At 46.9% G+C, this 17,747-nt stretch carries 13 protein-coding genes; 11 read left to right on the top strand and 2 right to left on the bottom strand.

The window, feature by feature from the left end:
- Window positions 1–73: 73 nt before the first annotated feature.
- The 6 genes from obgE to ACKPBX_RS01045 all read left to right on the top strand — a co-directional run bounded on the left by obgE (window position 74) and on the right by ACKPBX_RS01045 (window position 7,741).
- Window positions 74–1,381, top strand: coding sequence for a GTPase ObgE (obgE, locus tag ACKPBX_RS01070; protein WP_086627856.1), 1,308 nt, complete (start codon window positions 74–76; stop codon window positions 1,379–1,381).
- Window positions 1,382–1,419: 38 nt separating this feature from the next.
- Entirely contained in the window at window positions 1,420–3,279 is a 1,860-nt protein-coding gene (locus tag ACKPBX_RS01065; RefSeq protein ID WP_319995769.1) for an acyltransferase family protein, read from the top strand.
- 2 nt (window positions 3,280–3,281) lie between these two features.
- Window positions 3,282–4,211, top strand: a complete 930-nt coding sequence (gene rnz / locus ACKPBX_RS01060) for a ribonuclease Z (protein ID WP_319995768.1) — start codon at window positions 3,282–3,284, stop codon at window positions 4,209–4,211.
- Window positions 4,212–4,329: 118 nt separating this feature from the next.
- Window positions 4,330–4,740 carry a lipopolysaccharide assembly protein LapA domain-containing protein gene (locus ACKPBX_RS01055; protein WP_119093664.1) on the top strand — a complete coding sequence of 137 codons (411 nt, stop codon included), beginning with the start codon at window positions 4,330–4,332 and terminating at the stop codon, window positions 4,738–4,740.
- A gap of 141 nt (window positions 4,741–4,881) precedes the next feature.
- Complete coding sequence (recJ, locus tag ACKPBX_RS01050; RefSeq protein ID WP_319995767.1) at window positions 4,882–7,212, top strand: single-stranded-DNA-specific exonuclease RecJ; 2,331 nt, start codon at window positions 4,882–4,884, stop codon at window positions 7,210–7,212.
- A 16-nt stretch (window positions 7,213–7,228) separates the two neighbouring features.
- The gene (locus ACKPBX_RS01045; RefSeq protein WP_086627861.1) at window positions 7,229–7,741 is read left to right on the top strand and encodes an adenine phosphoribosyltransferase; all 513 of its coding nucleotides are present in this window, start codon (window positions 7,229–7,231) and stop codon (window positions 7,739–7,741) included.
- 86 nt (window positions 7,742–7,827) lie between these two features.
- On the opposite strand, the gene lexA is transcribed toward ACKPBX_RS01045, so the two are convergent.
- Window positions 7,828–8,451, bottom strand: coding sequence for a transcriptional repressor LexA (lexA, locus tag ACKPBX_RS01040; protein WP_086627862.1), 624 nt, complete (start codon window positions 8,449–8,451; stop codon window positions 7,828–7,830).
- A gap of 242 nt (window positions 8,452–8,693) precedes the next feature.
- Here lexA and ACKPBX_RS01035 point away from each other — a divergent pair, with 242 nt between their 5' ends.
- The 3 genes from ACKPBX_RS01035 to ACKPBX_RS01025 all read left to right on the top strand — a co-directional run bounded on the left by ACKPBX_RS01035 (window position 8,694) and on the right by ACKPBX_RS01025 (window position 12,537).
- On the top strand, window positions 8,694–8,924 hold the full coding sequence (locus ACKPBX_RS01035; protein WP_068559628.1) for a YneF family protein: 231 nt from the start codon (window positions 8,694–8,696) through the stop codon (window positions 8,922–8,924).
- A gap of 86 nt (window positions 8,925–9,010) precedes the next feature.
- Window positions 9,011–10,765, top strand: coding sequence for an ABC transporter ATP-binding protein (locus tag ACKPBX_RS01030; RefSeq protein ID WP_119093661.1), 1,755 nt, complete (start codon window positions 9,011–9,013; stop codon window positions 10,763–10,765).
- Entirely contained in the window at window positions 10,762–12,537 is a 1,776-nt protein-coding gene (locus ACKPBX_RS01025; protein ID WP_086627864.1) for an ABC transporter ATP-binding protein, read from the top strand. Before ACKPBX_RS01030 ends, ACKPBX_RS01025 begins: the two co-directional genes overlap by 4 nt.
- Before the next feature lie 96 nt (window positions 12,538–12,633).
- Here ACKPBX_RS01025 and ACKPBX_RS01020 read toward each other — a convergent pair whose 3' ends face one another.
- A complete protein-coding gene (locus ACKPBX_RS01020; protein WP_086627865.1) occupies window positions 12,634–13,251 on the bottom strand; it encodes a lysophospholipid acyltransferase family protein in 618 nt (205 codons plus the stop codon).
- 169 nt (window positions 13,252–13,420) lie between these two features.
- Here ACKPBX_RS01020 and ACKPBX_RS01015 point away from each other — a divergent pair, with 169 nt between their 5' ends.
- Together ACKPBX_RS01015 and rpsB are read left to right on the top strand one after the other, a co-directional pair.
- On the top strand, window positions 13,421–16,645 hold the full coding sequence (locus ACKPBX_RS01015; RefSeq protein WP_180687931.1) for a DEAD/DEAH box helicase: 3,225 nt from the start codon (window positions 13,421–13,423) through the stop codon (window positions 16,643–16,645).
- Between the two features lie 201 nt (window positions 16,646–16,846).
- Entirely contained in the window at window positions 16,847–17,632 is a 786-nt protein-coding gene (gene rpsB / locus ACKPBX_RS01010) for a 30S ribosomal protein S2 (RefSeq protein ID WP_086627867.1), read from the top strand.
- The last annotated feature ends 115 nt before the right edge of the window (window positions 17,633–17,747 follow it).

The following is a 17,747-nucleotide window of genomic DNA, read 5'->3' as shown; positions in this document are numbered from 1 at the left end:
AAAAAAGTCGGACCAATCGAATTATTTTGTTCGGCATAAAGAGTGCCGAACAGTTTTCCAAGGGGGAAAAAAGATGTCAATGTTTTTGGATCATGCAAAAGTGCATGTAAAAGCCGGTAAAGGCGGCGATGGAATGGTAGCGTTCCGTCGCGAAAAGTATGTTCCCGATGGGGGGCCTGCAGGTGGCGATGGCGGCCGCGGAGGAAGCATCATATTTGAAGTGGATCCAGGTCTGCGCACGTTATTGGATTTCCGCTATAACCGTAATTTCAGAGGTAAGCCCGGCGAAAACGGCATGAGCAAAAGTATGTTCGGCCGCGGCGCAAAAGACACAATAGTAAGGGTTCCGCCTGGTACGATTGTACGCAATGCGGAAACAAAAGAACTCATTGCTGATTTGACCGAACCTGGACAACAGGCTGTAGTCGCAAGAGGCGGACGTGGCGGACGCGGGAATAACCGTTTTGCCACTGCGAGAAACCCTGCACCCGAAATCGCCGAAAACGGTGAACCTGGGCAAGAGCTTGAGTTGGAGCTTGAGCTGAAAGTCATCGCGGACGTCGGTTTGGTAGGCTTCCCGTCAGTAGGTAAATCGACATTGCTGTCGATCGTGTCAAAAGCGAAACCAAAAATCGCAGCCTATCACTTCACTACGCTTGTACCCAACTTAGGTATGGTACAGACACGCAGCGGAGAAGAGTTTGTCATGGCCGATTTACCGGGATTGATCGAGGGCGCGTCCCAAGGCGTCGGTCTAGGGATCCAATTTTTGCGCCACATCGAGCGCACGAGAGTCATTCTGCATGTCATCGATATGGGCGGCACAGAAGGCAGAGATCCTTTCGATGACTATGAAAAAATCAACAAAGAATTGGAAAGTTACCAATTGCGTTTACTGGAAAGACCGACCGTGATTGTAGCCAATAAAATGGATGTGGCGGAAGCGGAAGATAATCTTGAAATCTTCAAACAACAAATCGCCGAAAAATTCGGAGATGACGAAGCACCGAGAATCTTCCCGATTTCAGCCTGGTCGACTACCGGCGTAGCCGAATTGTTGGATTACACTGCTGAAGTTCTGAAGGACACGCCTGAGTTCCCATTGTTCGACGAAGAAGAAGTCGAATCATCCGTCCTTTACAAATTCGAAGAAAATCAAGAACAGTTCACTATCGGACGCGATCCAGATTCCACGTGGGTATTGGGCGGCGAAAGACTGGAAAAACTATTCAACATGACCAATTTTGCTCATGACGAAAGCATCATGCGTTTCGCGCGTCAATTGCGTTCCATGGGCGTGGATGAAAAACTGAGGGCTAAGGGAGCGAAAGATGGCGACATGGTCCGCATCATGACCTACCATTTTGAGTTCGTCGATTAAAAAGCAACACCAGTATCAATAAATGGGGGATAATTATCGTGACATCACAGACACGCTCCGTTCCATTGGATGGGATGCGGGCGCTTGCGATTATTGCCATCATTTTCTATCATTTGATGCCTCATGTTTTGCCGGGCGGTTACTTGGCTGTAAACATCTTTTTCGTCCTGACTGGTTTTTTCATCACAGCGTCTGTGATCGAAGAATACGGCCAAAAAGGAAAATTGGCTTACAAGCGCTATTTGGCCAGAAGGTTTCAGAGGTTGTTCCTTCCATTGCTAGGGATGTTGCTGTCGGTGACTGCCTATATCACTTTGTTTCAAAGAGACCTGTTGCTGAATTTGCGGCCATGGCTCCTATCGTCATTGGGAATGGTCAATAACTGGTGGCAAATTTCCGTTGGCGGTTCTTATTTTGAACAATTCTATGTGCAATCACCGTTCATGCATCTCTGGTTCCTGTCTGTCATTAGCCAATTCTATGTCATCTGGCCACTGATTGTGTTGTTGCTGTTGGCATTGTACAAAGATAAACGGATAATCCTCTACACAGCGGTCGGACTTTCTTTGTTTTCTGCCCTTGCGATGGCTATGCTGTATGTACCGGGAGAAGACGCTTCACGCGTCTATTACGGTACGGATACGCGCTTGTTTTCGTTTATGATCGGCAGTGCGCTGTCGGTTGTTTGGCCGTTAGAGAGGCTGAACGAGCCGGTGTCGAAACGAACGAAGCGAAGATTGACGCTTGCAGGCTTTTTCAGCTACGCAGTTCTCGGCGTGATGTTCAGCAGGATGCTGGATAGTCAGACGCTCACCTACAGAGGCGGAATGTACCTTAACAGCGTCATTATCGGAGTCGGGGTAGTCTTAACAGCGCATCCGGCAACGAGCCTTTCAAAAATGATGCGGTTCAAACCGATTCAGTGGCTCGGCAGGCGGAGCTTCCTGCTTTATCTTTGGTACTATCCTGTGATTTCCCTTTATCAGGCAAAAGTAGTCGATACGAGCGTTGATCCCGGACAACATATATTGATCCAGCTGGCAATCATGCTCAGCCTCTCCGAAATAGGTTACCAAATATTCGAAAAGAAGCGTTGGAAGATGACGCCCGTGCAGTTTTGGCGACCAGCCGATACGATTGCCCGAATAAAGGCTTCAGGGTCCGAAGGTTCAACCAGGCATTTTTCAGGAAATCTTGCACCATTCGTCGGGTTCTGCCTGTTGTTGACCGCGCTGACGGGATTTGTCCAAGCACGCTCCGGCGAAAATGCCTCTGTGCAGGAACTGCGCGAGCAAATCGCTGCCAGCCAAAGCAAGATGGAAGCGATGAATCGCGACGATTCCACCCGCAGCAGGGCCATCAATAATATCGAAGGGCTCGAACGAGAGACCGTTTTGTTTGCTCACGGCGCAGATATTACCTTCATAGGCGATTCCGTATTGCTCTCCGTCGCGGATCAGCTGGTTACGATTTTCGGACGGGCAGTTGTCGAAGGTGCAGTCAGCAGACAGCTTTACCAAACCACTGAGGTGATTGCTGACTTGGAAAAACGTGAGCAGTTGCATGACACAGTCGTGGTCTTTCTGGGTTCCAACGGGACTTTCACTCAGACGCAAATGGAAACTTTCATAACGGAAATCGGGACATCCCGAAATCTGTTTTTCCTCACGACGAATGTACCGCGAATCTGGAAGGACAGCGTGAACGAGCAGTTGGCGCTTGCCGAAAGCAACCATTCCAATGTCCATATTTTGGATTGGAATGCCTTCAGCAGCGGACACGACGAGTGGCTTCTGGAGGATCAGGTCCATCCGAATCCGATCGGTGCGCAACAATTAGCCCTTTTTGTGGCAGAGGAAATCTATCAAGAATTAAATGATGAAAATGGGAGCAACTGATTATGAAAATTCAATTTTTAGGCACCGGAGCGGGTGTTCCTTCCACCAGCAGAAATCTTTCCAGCATTGCATTGAAATTGCTGGATGAACGCAATGCCATCTGGCTTTTTGACTGCGGGGAGGGGACACAGCAACGTGTGCTAAAAACAACGATCCGGCCCAGAAAAGTCGAAAAAATCTTCATCACCCATCTGCATGGGGATCATATATTCGGCTTGCCCGGGTTCTTGAGCAGCAGGGCTTTCCAAGGCGGAAATACGCCTTTGAACATCTATGGCCCTGTGGGAATCAAGGAATTTGTGCTGACCAGTCTGCGCATATCCCAGTCCCACCTGCGCTATCCGATCTTCTTTCATGAAATAACTGAAGATGGCGTAGTGTTTGAAGACGAGCAATTCCGCGTGAGTTGCGCAAAACTGAATCACGGCATCGTTTCCTACGGGTACCGTGTCGAAGAGGCCGACTATCCAGGCGAATTGCAGGCCGATAAGCTAAAAGAAATGAATGTTCCCGCGGGACCTCTCTACGGAAAGCTTAAAAATGGGGAGACCGTTGTTTTGCCTGACGGGAGAACCATCAATGGGCTGGATTTTATCGGAAAAACAACTAAAGGACGTGTCGTAACGATTTTGGGCGACACAAGAAGAACCAAAAATACTGTCGTTTTGGCAAAAAATGCCGATGTGCTGGTCCACGAGAGCACCTTCGGGAAGGAAGACCAAGCGATTGCGTCGGATTATTTCCATTCGACCTGCATCGATGCAGCCAACGTGGCCAAAGAAGCAAACGTGAACCAACTTTATTTGACCCACATCAGCGCGCGTTACCTCAACGGCAATGCGCATCAGTTGCAGCGGGATGCCCGCAAAGTCTTTTCTGACACGAAACTCGTCAACGATTATGATGAATTCGAAATAGCGCTGACGAAATGATCGCCGGCAGCTTGCTCACTAGAGAATCCTTTCGGGGATAAGTGCTTCAAGTTGACTACGCAGCAGCAAAAAGATGATAATAAGAGTGGGAAATATCAAAATGAGTGGGGCGATTATAATGAAAAATCAGTGGAGATTAGTAGCGGGCATTATTTTGATCATCATCATTGTGTTGTTTGCCGTTTTCAATGTCGATTCTGTGCCAGTCAATTTTGGTTTCGCTGTTGTGGATGGACCTCTTATCATCGTCATTCTGGTTTCTCTCCTGATGGGATCGCTCATCACCTTGTTGGTTGCGACAGGCAGTGCAACTAAGAAGAACAAAGAATTTAAACAAATGCGCGCTGAAATCGACACAAAAGGGAAAGAAATCCAAAAAGCAGTCGATGCGACGAAAGTCGGGTATGAACAACAACTCGCCGAACTGCGGACGGAATTGACTCAGAAAGACAGCAAAATCAATTCGCTTGAAGAAGAATTGATCAAGAAGTTTACAGGGGCAAACCCGAATCAGCCAAGCAGTATTTGAAGAAAAAAAGTGGCAGATCTAACCTGATCGGCCACTTCCAGTTCAAAAGAAAAGACTAGAACGAGTTCAGCTTCTAGTCTTTTTTGGATTAGTGGGAGCCTCGGTGCGCCTGTATAGTTTATATAGTTAGGAGTCGATAAGTTGTTATCTTCAAAGATGAATTGGAAATTACACAAATCAGAAATTGATGACTCTGTAAGCAAGGAAATCAGTCAAGCTACTGGGTTATCAGAAAAATTCGTCATGCTTTGCATGCAGCGAGGTTTAGAAACAAAAGAACAGATCAAAGCTTTCATTGATGGGGCCGAAATGGAATTCCATGATCCGTATCTGCTGCACGATATGGATAAAGCGGTACATCGCTTGACTGAAGCTATTGAAGCTGGAGAAGAAATCGTCGTCTATGGGGATTATGATGCGGATGGCATCACAAGCACCAGCATTCTTGTGGAGACGATCGAAGTCTTGGGCGGCAATGTCGGCTATTATTTGCCGAACCGCTTCACGGACGGTTATGGCCCAAATGCGACGGCATTCAAGAAATTGATCGAGAACGGAGCGCAGTTGATCCTGACTTGCGATAACGGGGTTTCCGGCCACGAGCCGATAGCGATGGCAAAAAAAATGGGCGTGGATGTCATTATTTCCGACCATCACGAATTGCCCGATGACTTGCCTGATGCATATGCCATCATCCACCCGAAACATCCTGCCGGATCCTATCCTTTCCCGGATCTTTCTGGAGCTGGCGTAGCCTTGAAAATTGCGGCGGCTCTTCTGGGCGAAATGCCTTACGAATCGCTTGATCTAGCCGCTATCGGTACCGTTGCGGATCTGGTCAGTTTGACAGGCGAAAACCGTTGGATCGTAAAACATGGACTGCAAGTCATGAAACAAACGCAGCGGCTCGGGTTGGCTGCATTGATGGAAGCCGCGGGAATAGACGCGGCTAATTTGGACGAGGAAAGCATCGGTTTCATCATCGGTCCGCGATTGAATGCTGTCGGTCGGTTGGAAGATGCGGGCCCGGGAGCTGAACTGATGCTGTCTTTCGACGAAGTAAAAATAGCTGAACTGGTTGCTTACATACAGGAAAAGAATGTCGAGAGACAGGGGATTGTCCAATCCATCCATGAAGAAGCCAGCGCCGAACTGGCAAAGAATGAAAGCATGCCGGATGTTGTCGTGTTGGGGAGCAAGAATTGGCACGAGGGCGTTCTTGGGATCGTGGCAAGCAAGTTGGTCGAAGAATTCGGACGCCCGGCAATCTTATTCCGCATCAACGAAAAAACCGGCATCGCGAAAGGGTCGGCACGCAGCACGGAAGCGTTGGATATCTACAGTGCGTTGACCGATTCAAAGGACCTTCTCGCGAAGTTCGGAGGGCATAAAATGGCAGCAGGCATGAGCCTTCCCGCTGCCGATTTGTCCGCCTTCACTGAAAAGATAAACAGCTACGCGGCTGATTATCACGATGCGATCGTGTTGGGCGAATCCATTTACATAGATGCCATACTGCCGCTTGCCGATGTCACGCTGCCGTTTTTGAAGGAATTGGAATTGCTTAAACCTTATGGGACCGATAATCCAAAGCCTATATTCGGCTTCCAAAATGTACCTTTGACGGACATCAGACAGATTGGTGCCGACAACAAGCATCTGAAGTTCAAACTCAAGGACAAAAACCTCTTTCTGGACGTGATCGGCTTCAACAAGGGGAGCATCAGCAACCACTTGAACGAAGCGGATGTCGTTTCCCTCATCGGGGAGCTTTCGATCAACGTTTGGCGGGATAGCGCGAAACCGCAACTGCAGCTGAAGGACATCAAAAACAAACATGTCCAGTTTTTCGACAAAAGGAGTTCCGTCATCCACGATTCGGTATTGGCTGTGGAAGATGCCTTGTATCTGTTTTCGACTTCCGGCATCATGAAACAATTTTATGAGCGCATCCCGAACAGTTCGAACGCCGCGTTGCTCACTGACAATACAGCGGACGCCTTGCAGGATGTCAGCGCCAGCAACCTGGTGCTTTTCGAGTGTCCTTTGAAGATGAATTTGCTGGCTGATCTTTTGAAGAGCAATAAGTTCGAAAATGTGTATGTCGTCTCTCATGAATCGAACAGCGTTTATGCTGATGGAATCCCTCCGAAAGACCAGTTTGCAAAGTTTTACCAATATATCCGTTCACATAAGGATATCGATGTGAGAAATCGGTTAGATGCCTTGGCAGAATACTTAAAAATCAAAAAAAATCTTGCCATTTTTATGATTCAAGTGTTTTTGGAGGCGGGATTTGTTACAATAGACAATGGTTTCATCAATGAGGTCAAAAACCCTGTCAAAAGGGCTTTGAACGACACTCAAGTATACAAAGATCGCCTGCAGAAAATGGAAGCTGAGAAGGTATTCATCTACAGCCCGTTTTCGCAGTTGACGAAATGGTTGAATGAACAGATGATGGTACAATAATTAGGAGGAACACAAAATGGATTTGAAACAATATATTGCTGATGTCAAAGATTTCCCGGAACAAGGCATCATTTTCCGCGATATTTCACCCTTGATGGCGAACGGAGAAGCTTACCGCTATTCAATCAAAGAGATCGTGAAATATGCCCAAGATTTGAATGTCGATAAAGTAGTCGGACCTGAAGCGCGTGGTTTCATGGTCGGTTGCCCAGTCGCTGTGGAATTAGGCTGCGGATTCGCAATGGCCCGCAAAAAAGGCAAATTGCCGCGCGAAACGGTGGAAGTTTCCTACGGACTAGAATACGGAAAAGCAACGCTGCAATTGCATCAAGATGCCATCCTTCCTGGAGATAAAGTGCTGGTTTGCGATGACTTGTTGGCAACTGGCGGCACTACAGCCGCAACCATCGAATTGGTGGAAAAATTAGGCGGAGAAGTCGTCGGTTTGGCATTCCTGATCGAGTTGTTGGATTTAAAGGGCCGTGACCTGATCCAAGGGTATGACATCTTCACGCTGATGGAATACTAAGAACAACAAACAATCCGAAAATGAATAGACGCGCAAAAAGGCTGCCAGTAGTTGGCAGCCTTTTTGCAACAATCGGGGACTATCCGTTAAATAATGTGGTTCCGGTACAGACCGACTACTTTCCCCAGAATGATGACGGAATCCAGGATGATCGGATCCATGCTCGCATTTTCTGGTTGCAGACGATAGTAGTTGTTTTCTTTGTAGAATCGTTTGCAGGTCGCTTCATCATCGTCCGTCATGGCTATGACGATATCGCCGTTTTCAGCCGTGGCTTGTTTTCTGATGATGACTGAGTCGCCATCGAATATGCCTGCGTCGATCATGCTTTCTCCGCGGATCTTCAGCATAAACAAACTTCCGGAAGCGGATTTCAGATCCGGCGGAACCGGGAAATAATCGGTTGCTTCTTCGACAGCCAAGATGGGAGCTCCAGCTGTGACGGTACCCAACAACGGCATTTTATCCGACATGATCCCGAGTTTGTCCAGACCTGCTTGGGTCAGTTCGATCGCACGTGGTTTTGTAGGGTCGCGTTGGATGAAGCCATTTTTTTCAAGCCGCGACAGGTGGCCATGCACTGTGGATGTTGAGGACAGTTTTACTGCATTCCCAATTTCCCTAACGGTCGGCGGATAGCCTTTTTCTTGGACTTCTTCATAAATGTATTGAAGCACTTCAATTTGGCGTGAATCTTTATTTTTAACCATGAGATCATCATCTCCGTAATCCTAATTTTATAAGTTTAGGATACCATTAATCATCCAAAAAATCAAACAGATGTTCGCATATTCTTGGGGATTACGCAAGAATATGCTCAAAATTCTCCCGAAACCGGCAACAGCTGAAGCGTTTTCGAAAAATCGCTAAATTTATGCGTGATTGCTATTTCTTTTTCTCATAATCTTTAGTACAATTAACGAATGAATGCTTTGGAAAGGGGGATGAATACGTGTCAACAACAGCATGGGTAATGATGGTCATTTTAGGAATAGTAATAGGCGCGGTTGGCGGATTTTTCCTTGCAAGACGTTATATGGTAAAATATTTTGAAGAAAATCCACCGATCAATGAAGAAATGTTGCGCTCTATGATGATGCAGATGGGTCAAAAACCATCCGAAAGAAAAGTAAAACAGATCATGGCTTCTATGAAAGCACAATCAACAAAGAAAAAGAAATAGACTAATGAAATAATATACAAAATGTGGATCTCTACGGTTCCACATTTTTATTTTGTCCGGATACAGGTAAGAAGGGAGTAATATACGTGAGTATTTTCAAAAAATTGAGTTGGTTTTTCCGTCAAGAATGGAAATCTTATTTTGTGGGCGTCTTTTTCCTGATCATTGTGGCTATTCTTCAGGTCGTTTCGCCGCGCGTTGTCGGAATAATCATCGATGAAATTGCCTCAGGGACCTTAACGATGGCTTCTTTGTGGAAGTGGTCGGCAATCATATTGATTGCGGGCATCCTGCAGTACCTTTTCCGTTATATTTGGCGGATGAAGATATGGGGCACTTCGGCAGAGTTGGAAAAGATACTTCGTTCACGATTGTTCAAGCATTTCACCGAAATGGACGCTGTCTTTTTCCAGAAATACAGGACCGGCGATCTGATGGCGCATGCGACGAATGACTTGAATGCGATCAGGATGGTCGCAGGCGCAGGCATCCTGACATTGGCGGATTCGATTTCTTCAGGCGGGATCACGCTTTTCACAATGTTCTTCTTGATCGATTGGCGTTTGACGCTCATCGCCATGATTCCGCTGCCGGCTTTGACGCTGGTGTCGAGGATTCTCGGACAGAAGATGCACAAGCGTTTCCGCAAGGCCCAAGCTGCTTTCTCTAATCTGAATGACAAAACGCAGGAGAGTGTATCCGGCGTGAAGGTCATCAAGACATTCGGCGAAGAAGAAGAGGATATCCATGATTTCGAGGCTATGACGAAGGATGTCGTCGCGAAAAATAAAGCTGTCTACTTGGTCGATGCCTTGTTTGATCCGGCGATCCAACTTATTTTGGGGCTTTCTTTTGCATTGACGATCATCTTTGGTGGCCGTTTTGTCGTGGAGGGCAGCATCAGTATCGGTCAGCTGGTTTCGTTCATCAGTTATATCGGAATGATGGCATGGCCGATGTTGGCAGTGGGCAGATTATTCAATGTGCTGGAACGAGGCAGTGCCAGTTACAGCAGGATCGATGATCTTCTGAAGGAAAAATCAACGATCCAGGAGCAGAAGGATGCTATCCGGACGCCGGTTACAGGCGATTTGGATTTCCAGGTAGCCTCGTTCGGTTACCCGAACAGCGGAGAAATCAGCCTCAAGGATGTCAACTTTCATTTGGAGCGGGGACAAACGTTAGGGATCGTCGGCAGAACCGGATCGGGCAAAAGTACGATTTTCCGTCTGCTGTTGCGTGAGTATGACCAATATGCCGGCAGCATCAACTACAACGGGATCGATATCCGTGATTATTCATTGGATGCATTGCTGAGCGGAATCGGTTACGTTCCCCAAGACAACTTCCTGTTCTCTTCTGACGTCAGGGAAAACATCCGTTTCGCTGATCCATCCATCAGCCAGCAAAAGGTAGAGGAGGCAGCGCTCTTGACTGCCATCCATCAAGATATCCTCGGTTTTCCAGATGGCTATGATACGTTGGTCGGTGAAAGGGGCGTTTCCTTATCCGGTGGACAAAAACAGCGGATAGCGATCGCGCGGGCTTTGGTGACTGAACCGGAACTGCTCATCCTGGATGATTCCTTATCCGCGGTGGACGCGAAGACAGAGGAAGCGATCCTGACGGGGCTTAAGGAAAAGCGAGCCGAGCAGACAACAATCATTGCCGCCCATCGAATCAGCAGCGTGATGCATGCGAATGAGATCATCGTCCTTGATGAAGGGCGCATTGTCGAACGCGGGACGCATTATGAGTTGATGGAACAGGACGGTTGGTACCGCAGGATGTACGAAAAACAACAACTCGAAACCAAATTGGAAGGGGCGGATGAAGCATGAGTGGATCAGTATGGTCTAAGACAATTCCAGTGAAGGAACAACTCCGGGTAATCAAACGCATCTTCCGATTTGCCCATCCTTTCCGCTATAAATTTTTGTTCGCTTTACTTTTCAGTATCGCGTTGTCGTTGGTCAATGTTGTTGCACCGCGCATCATCCAAATTTATATGGATGATTATCTGGCTGTCGGCAATGTCACGACCAACATCAGTGTGCTATTTGCGTTGGTTTATGTAGGAGTCGTCCTGCTGAAGATGTTGGTCACGTATCTGCAGCGTTATATTTTCAGCATGGCGTCTGAACAAACCGTTGAGAATATCCGCAATGCCGTTTTCCGTAAGATCAATCAATTGGGGATGCGCTACTATGACACGACGCCGGCCGGATCGATCGTTTCGCGCGTCACAAATGACACAGAAACCATCAAGGAATTCTGGAATGTATTTTTGGCCTTGGCAGAGGGGATCTTCAGCATCATCACAGTGTTCATCGCTATGTGGACATTGAATAAGCAGATTTCCCTTTTGTTCATCGTTTTTGTCCCGATCATGGCCGGTCTGATTTGGTATTATCAAAAGTACAGCACGCGCGTTTACCGCACGATGCGCGAAAGGCTGAGCCAACTGAACACGAAATTGAATGAATCGATTTCCGGTATGGCAATCATCCAGCAGTTCCGCCAAGAAAAACGTCTGCGCGCGGAATTTGATGCGATCAATGACGACTACAGCAAAGGCCGCGTAGCGATGGTCCAGATGAACGCCTTGATGTTGATGCCGATCGTCAATTTGTTGCAGGCAATTGCGTTGGCGATCGTCCTTTGGCTGTTTGGCTATCAGACGTTAAATGGCGTCGTGGAGCTGGGAGTCATCTATGCGTTCACTACCTACATCCAAAATTTCTTCCGTCCGATGGGGATGATGATGGATAACCTCAGCGCCCTGCAGGACGGCATCGTCTCCAGTTCGCGGGTACTGAGCGTATTGGATAATACCGAATTGGCGCCAAGCCAACCCGAAGATTCGGAATTGGAAATCATCCAAGGCAGGATCGAATTCAAAAACGTTTCCTTCTCTTATGACGGCAAACAGGATGTGCTTAAGGACATCAGCTTTACAGCGAATCCGGGCGAAACGGTCGCGCTGGTAGGACATACAGGCAGCGGTAAAAGTTCGATCATCAATGTCTTGCTGCGTTTTTACGATTTTGAGAAAGGCGATATTCTGATTGATGGGAAATCAATCAAGACGTATCCAATCGATGAGATCCGCTCAAAAATAGGCTTGGTCCTGCAGGACTCCTTCCTATTCTACGGCGACATCTCGCACAATATCCGTTTGATGAGCAAGGATTATACCGACCGCGATGTCGAAGGAGCCGCTGCATTTGTGCATGCCGATTCATTCATCGAGTCGCTGCCGGGAGGCTATCATGCAAAAGTGATCGAACGCGGAGCCAGTTATTCAAGCGGTGAGAGACAATTGATTTCGTTTGCCCGAACCATTTTGCGGGATCCGAAAGTTCTCATCCTCGACGAGGCGACAGCCAATATCGACACTGAAACGGAACTCCTGATCCAAGAAAGCATGCGGAAGATGCGTGAAGGCCGAACGACGATTGCGATCGCGCACAGGCTGTCCACTATTCGCGATGCCCATCTGATCCTGGTGCTGGACAAAGGCCGTGTCATCGAAAGAGGCACACATGAAGAGCTGATAGCCAAACGGGGAACCTATTATGACATGTACATGCTTCAGTCGATGAACGATTGAGCGCGTGTTAAACAACAACAAAAAAACAGCGCCGGGGAAATATTCCGGCGCTGTTTTTTTGATTGTCTTTTGACCCGAAAACGTATGTCAGGCGTTTTATTTTGCTACGTAGACGAAATTCGGATCGATCTCTTGATCCAATTGGCGGAAAGTGGTTCCTAGCAGTTCGTCATAGGCAGCCAGTTCATCTCTGGAAATCCGCTTTTCCTTTGGTAGATATATGGGCTGGCCGAAGCGGACTGTCGCTTTTTTGCGCTTCAGGAGGTCCTTGAATGTGAGTGGACCCTGATAGACAACCGGGAGGATCGGTACGTTGGCCAACTTGGCGATTGATGAAGTACCGCCTTTGATTTCTGCGGAATGTCTCGATCCGGTCGGGAAGATCAGCAGACTGGTTTTGCCTTCCTTCAGGATCGAAACAGGTTGCTTCAGGGCGCTCGGACCCGGATTTTCGCGATTGACAGGGAATGCGTTCAGGTGTGTGAGCAGCCAATTCGTGAATTTCCCCTTGAAGAGCTCTTTCTTTGCCATTGATGAAAATACGTGCGGATACACGCCGAACGAAATGAAAATAGGATCCAGCAGACTTCTGTGTGGTGCTGCAATGATGAAAACTGTGTCTTTCGGAATATACTCTTTATTTTGGATTTCAGTCTTCCCGTTCAGGATACGGAACAGAAATCTCACAATGATGACGACTGTTTTAAAAAACATGACAGGGCTCCTTTTCTTTGGCATTATGCTAATCAGTATGAGATAGTTTGTGGAATATTTCAAGTTAAAAATTCCGTTCCTGCCGCCATCAATGGGGAAGAAGGTATATTTTTCGACGAAATTGCAGTACAATAAAGGATGGAAAGCAAGAAGCAGAGGAAGTGATAGCGTGAAATGGAGTATGCCGGACAAGTTGATACAAGAGGGACGCGAATATGTGAATGAGGATCGCGTGCTATCCGTGCAACCGGATTTCCACAGCCAGGTGTGGCATTGTGAGGTGCTCGGCAGTAAAATGTATCATGTCACCTTAGACGGGACAGCCAGAGAACAGGATGTATGTCAGTGCAAGTATTGGAAAAACCATCAGTACTGCAAACATACGATCGCTGTTGAATTGTATCTGAAGGAGAAATGCGGTACCCGTATTCTGACGGAAAGCAGCGCAGAACAGTTTCAGGTCGATGCGGAAACTGCCGGTCAAGAATTTGTGAATGACTTGACGCAGATTTTCTTCCAAGAAAACAAAGGCGCCCAGAGCCTGAATATCCAAGCAGATTTTCAAGTGCAGTATACACTGCAGGTTCTGCGCATGAAACCAAACAACTTAATGCAAAATACAGGAGAGCATGTATTGGCTCTGTCCTTGCGGGCAGGGGTCGATAAACCTTACATGGTCACCAATATCGAACAATTTACGGAACAATTCATCAAACAAGAAAAATGGGAATACCGTCTCGGTGATGGAATCGATTTCCGGACAGTGAAGATACAGGAAATGGACCAGCCCATCATCTACCGGCTGCATAAACTGCTGGAGGAGCAACCCGCTGCATTGAATAAGCAATTGCTGAATGTCACGGCCAGAAAATTGGATTCCTATCTGATCCTTCCGCCGAGTTCAGCGCACTCCATTTTGGAAGATTTGATCCAAACCGGCCGGGTCGAATGGATCGCCGGCGAGCAAACGTATCCGGATGTGCAGATCAGTCCCGAAAAACCGGGCTATCAATTCCTGCTGGGAAAGAAAGGCAAGGGAATAGAACTTCGCATCCAGGCTGAGAATATCATCCAGCTCTTGGATTACGACTGGTTGATCGAGGGGAATAAAGTTCATCCGCTCAGTGTGCAGCAACATAAACTATTGGGGTACCTCTCGTTCTTTGAAAAACGTTTTGACGACTCAAATGTGATCGGAATCGAAGAGCCCGATGTATCGGATTTACTGACCTATGTCATCCCGTTGCTGAAACAGATCGGGACGGTGCACTTCAGCGAAGAACTGGAACGCAACATCATCGATGAGCCGTTGACTGTCTCCATCCAATTCCGTGGCCCGGCGAAGCGCATAAAAGGGGAAATTTTCTTCAAATACGGGGAAACGGTCTTCCGACAGAACCGCGCATCGAAAACAGAGTCCCAATTCCTGATCAGGGACACAATAGGGGAAGAGCGGATCCTGCAGGTATTGGAAAATCTGGAATTCAACATAATCGAAAACCAAGTGTCTTTTTTGGCTTCTAAGGATGTTGACCTATTCAGCTTTCTTTACAGGAAAATACCTGTTTTGCGCCGTTATGCAGAAGTCGAATTAAGTCCTGACCTGCAGAACCTGATAGTGGAAAACACGGAAGTGTCAACGTCGGTCCAACGCAGAACAAGGGATTCCTTTTTGGATATCCGGTTTGATGTCGGCGGCATTTCGGAAAATGAAATAGACAGATTGTTGAACAGCCTCAAAAAAAACGATGCCTACTACAAGACGGAAGACGGTCGCATCTTATCTTTGGAGACGGAAACAATGAAAGAGATGAATCGTTTCCTCTCATTAATCAAAGATGAGTCCCAGCTTCATGATGGGACACTCTCCATGCCGATGATCAAGAGCATGACGCTCGAAAAAGAAATCAATGATCTGAATCCTGAGGTCGGCAGCCAAGATTTCCTGAACGAACTGTATCATTTCATCAAGCACCCGAACGAGTTTCCTGCTGAACTGCCGAAAACATTGCAGGCGGATTTGCGTCCGTATCAAGTGACCGGATTCAGATGGCTGAAATTTCTTTCCAACTACGGCTTAGGCGGTATTTTGGCTGATGAAATGGGACTCGGAAAAACGCTCCAGCTGATCACCTTTCTGCTCAGCGAAGTAGAGGAAGGGAAAAATGATGCAAAGCCCGCTTTGGTCATCGCACCGGCTTCACTGATCTACAACTGGAAGTACGAATTCCAAAAATTTGCACCCTTGCTTCAGATAAGCGTCATCAGCGGCGTGAAAAAGGAACGGGAAGAACAGTTGTCCCAGCTGCCCGAGAACGGAATTGCGATCACCTCTTATCAAAGTTTCCGGCAGGATGTCGAATCTTATCAAAAATGCGATTTCTATGCGATGATTCTGGACGAATCCCAGTACGTCAATAACTACAATACGAAGACCTTCCGTGCCATCGCGAAGATGAACGCCCGGGTCAATATCGCTTTGAGCGGTACGCCGATCGAGAACAGCGTGACGGAATTCTGGGCGATCTTCCAATTGATTTTGCCTGGATTGTTCCCGAAACTGCAGGAATTCAAAAAAATGTCGCTTGAGGACATTTCGAAAACAGCCAAGCCCTTCATGTTGCGCAGGCTGAAGGCGGATGTTCTGGGCGATCTTCCGGAAAAATCAGAGGCCGATCTATACAGCAGCCTCAACCGTGACCAGAAAATCATGTATCTGGCCTACCTGCAGCAACTGCAGGAAAAGGTATCTGATTATGACAGTGAAGATTTCCAACGGAACCGCATGGAGATTTTGGCCGGATTGACCCGTCTGCGTCAAATCTGCTGCGATCCCCGTTTGGTGGATGCGGCCTACGAAGGCGGCTCGGGGAAATTGGAACAACTTGTCGAAATATTGAAAAATGCCCAAGAGAACAACCAGCATGTTTTGGTATTTTCACAGTTCACGTCCATGCTGAAGTTGATCGAAGCAGAGTTGGTCAAGGAGAATTTGAGCCATCTCTATCTCAGCGGAAAAACGCCTCCCGCCGAAAGGATTACATTGGTCAATCAGTTCAACGAAGGCCACACGGATGTCTTTTTGATTTCCCTGAAAGCTGGAGGCACCGGGTTGAACCTTACCGGCGCTGACACCGTCATCCTCTTCGATCTATGGTGGAACCCGGCGGTCGAAGAACAAGCTGCCGGGCGAGCACACCGCATCGGCCAAAAGAAAAACGTGCAGGTGTACCGTTTCATCGCAGAAGGAACCATCGAAGAGAAAATCAATCAGCTGCAGCAGGACAAAAAGATGCTCTTTGATCAGTTGATCGTATCCGAAGGGGAAGAAGCGCTCAGCCGACAACGGTTGACGAACGATGACATCAAGCAAATTTTGGGGATCCAATCCTGAATAAACAGTAATGAGGGTGCCTGATAGCCATTTTCAGAAAAAACACTTGCTTCTTTCAGTATAATTCGATATAATTATCAACGGTGCAAAACCACATTTCACACCTTGATCGATACGGCGGACGTTGCTTATCGTAAGATGAGTTTCTGCTGTAGAAGAAATCGGGGGAGGAAAATAAAAACAAACTTGGAGGAAACAAACATGGCAGTAATTTCAATGAAACAATTATTGGAAGCAGGCGTACACTTCGGTCACCAGACTCGTCGTTGGAACCCAAAAATGAAGAGATACATCTTTACAGAAAGAAACGGTATCTACATCATCGACTTGCAAAAAACTGTAAAATTAGTCGACGAAGCATACAAATACATGCTTAACGTTGCTGAAGAAGGCGGCGTAGCTTTATTCGTAGGGACTAAAAAACAAGCGCAAGATTCAATCAAAGACGAAGCTATCCGTTCAGGTCAGTTCTTCGTAAATCACCGTTGGTTAGGTGGTACTTTGACTAACTGGGATACTATCCAAAAACGTATCAAACGTTTGAAATCAATCGAAGCTATGTCTGAAGACGGCACTTTCGAACTACTTCCTAAAAAAGAAGTTTCTATCTTGAAAAAAGAACAAGAACGTTTGGAAAAATTCTTGGGCGGTATCAAAGATATGCCTAGAATCCCTGATGTAATGTTCATCGTTGACCCAAGAAAAGAAAGAATCGCTGTTCAAGAAGCTCACAAATTGAACATTCCTATCGTCGCTATGGTTGACACAAACTGTGATCCAGATGAAATCGACGTAGTAATCCCTTCAAATGATGATGCTATCCGCGCAGTTAAATTGATCACTGCTAAAATGGCTGATGCTTTCATCGAAGGCAACCAAGGAAAAGATCAAGTTGAAATTTCTGTTGAAGAAACTTTTGCAGCTGAAGCTGACGAAGCAACTTCATTAGAAGAAATCGTTGAAGTTGTAGAAGGCAACAACGAATAATATTTCCTATTTAGTTTGAAGCAACGAGCTGTCTCAGAAAAGAAGAAAGATATAGCCAATTTGGTAGCCGACATCTTTTCTATTCTCTTTGGGACAGCTTTTTTTTGAAAAAGAA

The sequence above is a fragment of the Trichococcus shcherbakoviae genome (genome assembly GCF_963666195.1).
In the GTDB taxonomy this organism is placed as follows: domain Bacteria; phylum Bacillota; class Bacilli; order Lactobacillales; family Aerococcaceae; genus Trichococcus; species Trichococcus shcherbakoviae.
This window is presented reverse-complemented; position numbering and strand designations above follow the sequence as displayed.

What these genes read in the sequence shown, in the direction of transcription:
- ACKPBX_RS01055 (WP_119093664.1), top strand. Translation starts at nt 4,330, where the DNA reads ATGAAAAATCAGTGGAGATTAGTAGCGGGCATTATTTTGATCATCATC.
- rnz (WP_319995768.1), top strand. Translation starts at nt 3,282, where the DNA reads ATGAAAATTCAATTTTTAGGCACCGGAGCGGGTGTTCCTTCCACCAGC.
- rpsB (WP_086627867.1), top strand. Translation starts at nt 16,847, where the DNA reads ATGGCAGTAATTTCAATGAAACAATTATTGGAAGCAGGCGTACACTTC.
- ACKPBX_RS01025 (WP_086627864.1), top strand. Translation starts at nt 10,762, where the DNA reads ATGAGTGGATCAGTATGGTCTAAGACAATTCCAGTGAAGGAACAACTC.
- obgE (WP_086627856.1), top strand. Translation starts at nt 74, where the DNA reads ATGTCAATGTTTTTGGATCATGCAAAAGTGCATGTAAAAGCCGGTAAA.
- lexA (WP_086627862.1), bottom strand. Translation starts at nt 8,451, where the DNA reads ATGGTTAAAAATAAAGATTCACGCCAAATTGAAGTGCTTCAATACATT.
- ACKPBX_RS01045 (WP_086627861.1), top strand. Translation starts at nt 7,229, where the DNA reads ATGGATTTGAAACAATATATTGCTGATGTCAAAGATTTCCCGGAACAA.
- ACKPBX_RS01020 (WP_086627865.1), bottom strand. Translation starts at nt 13,251, where the DNA reads ATGTTTTTTAAAACAGTCGTCATCATTGTGAGATTTCTGTTCCGTATC.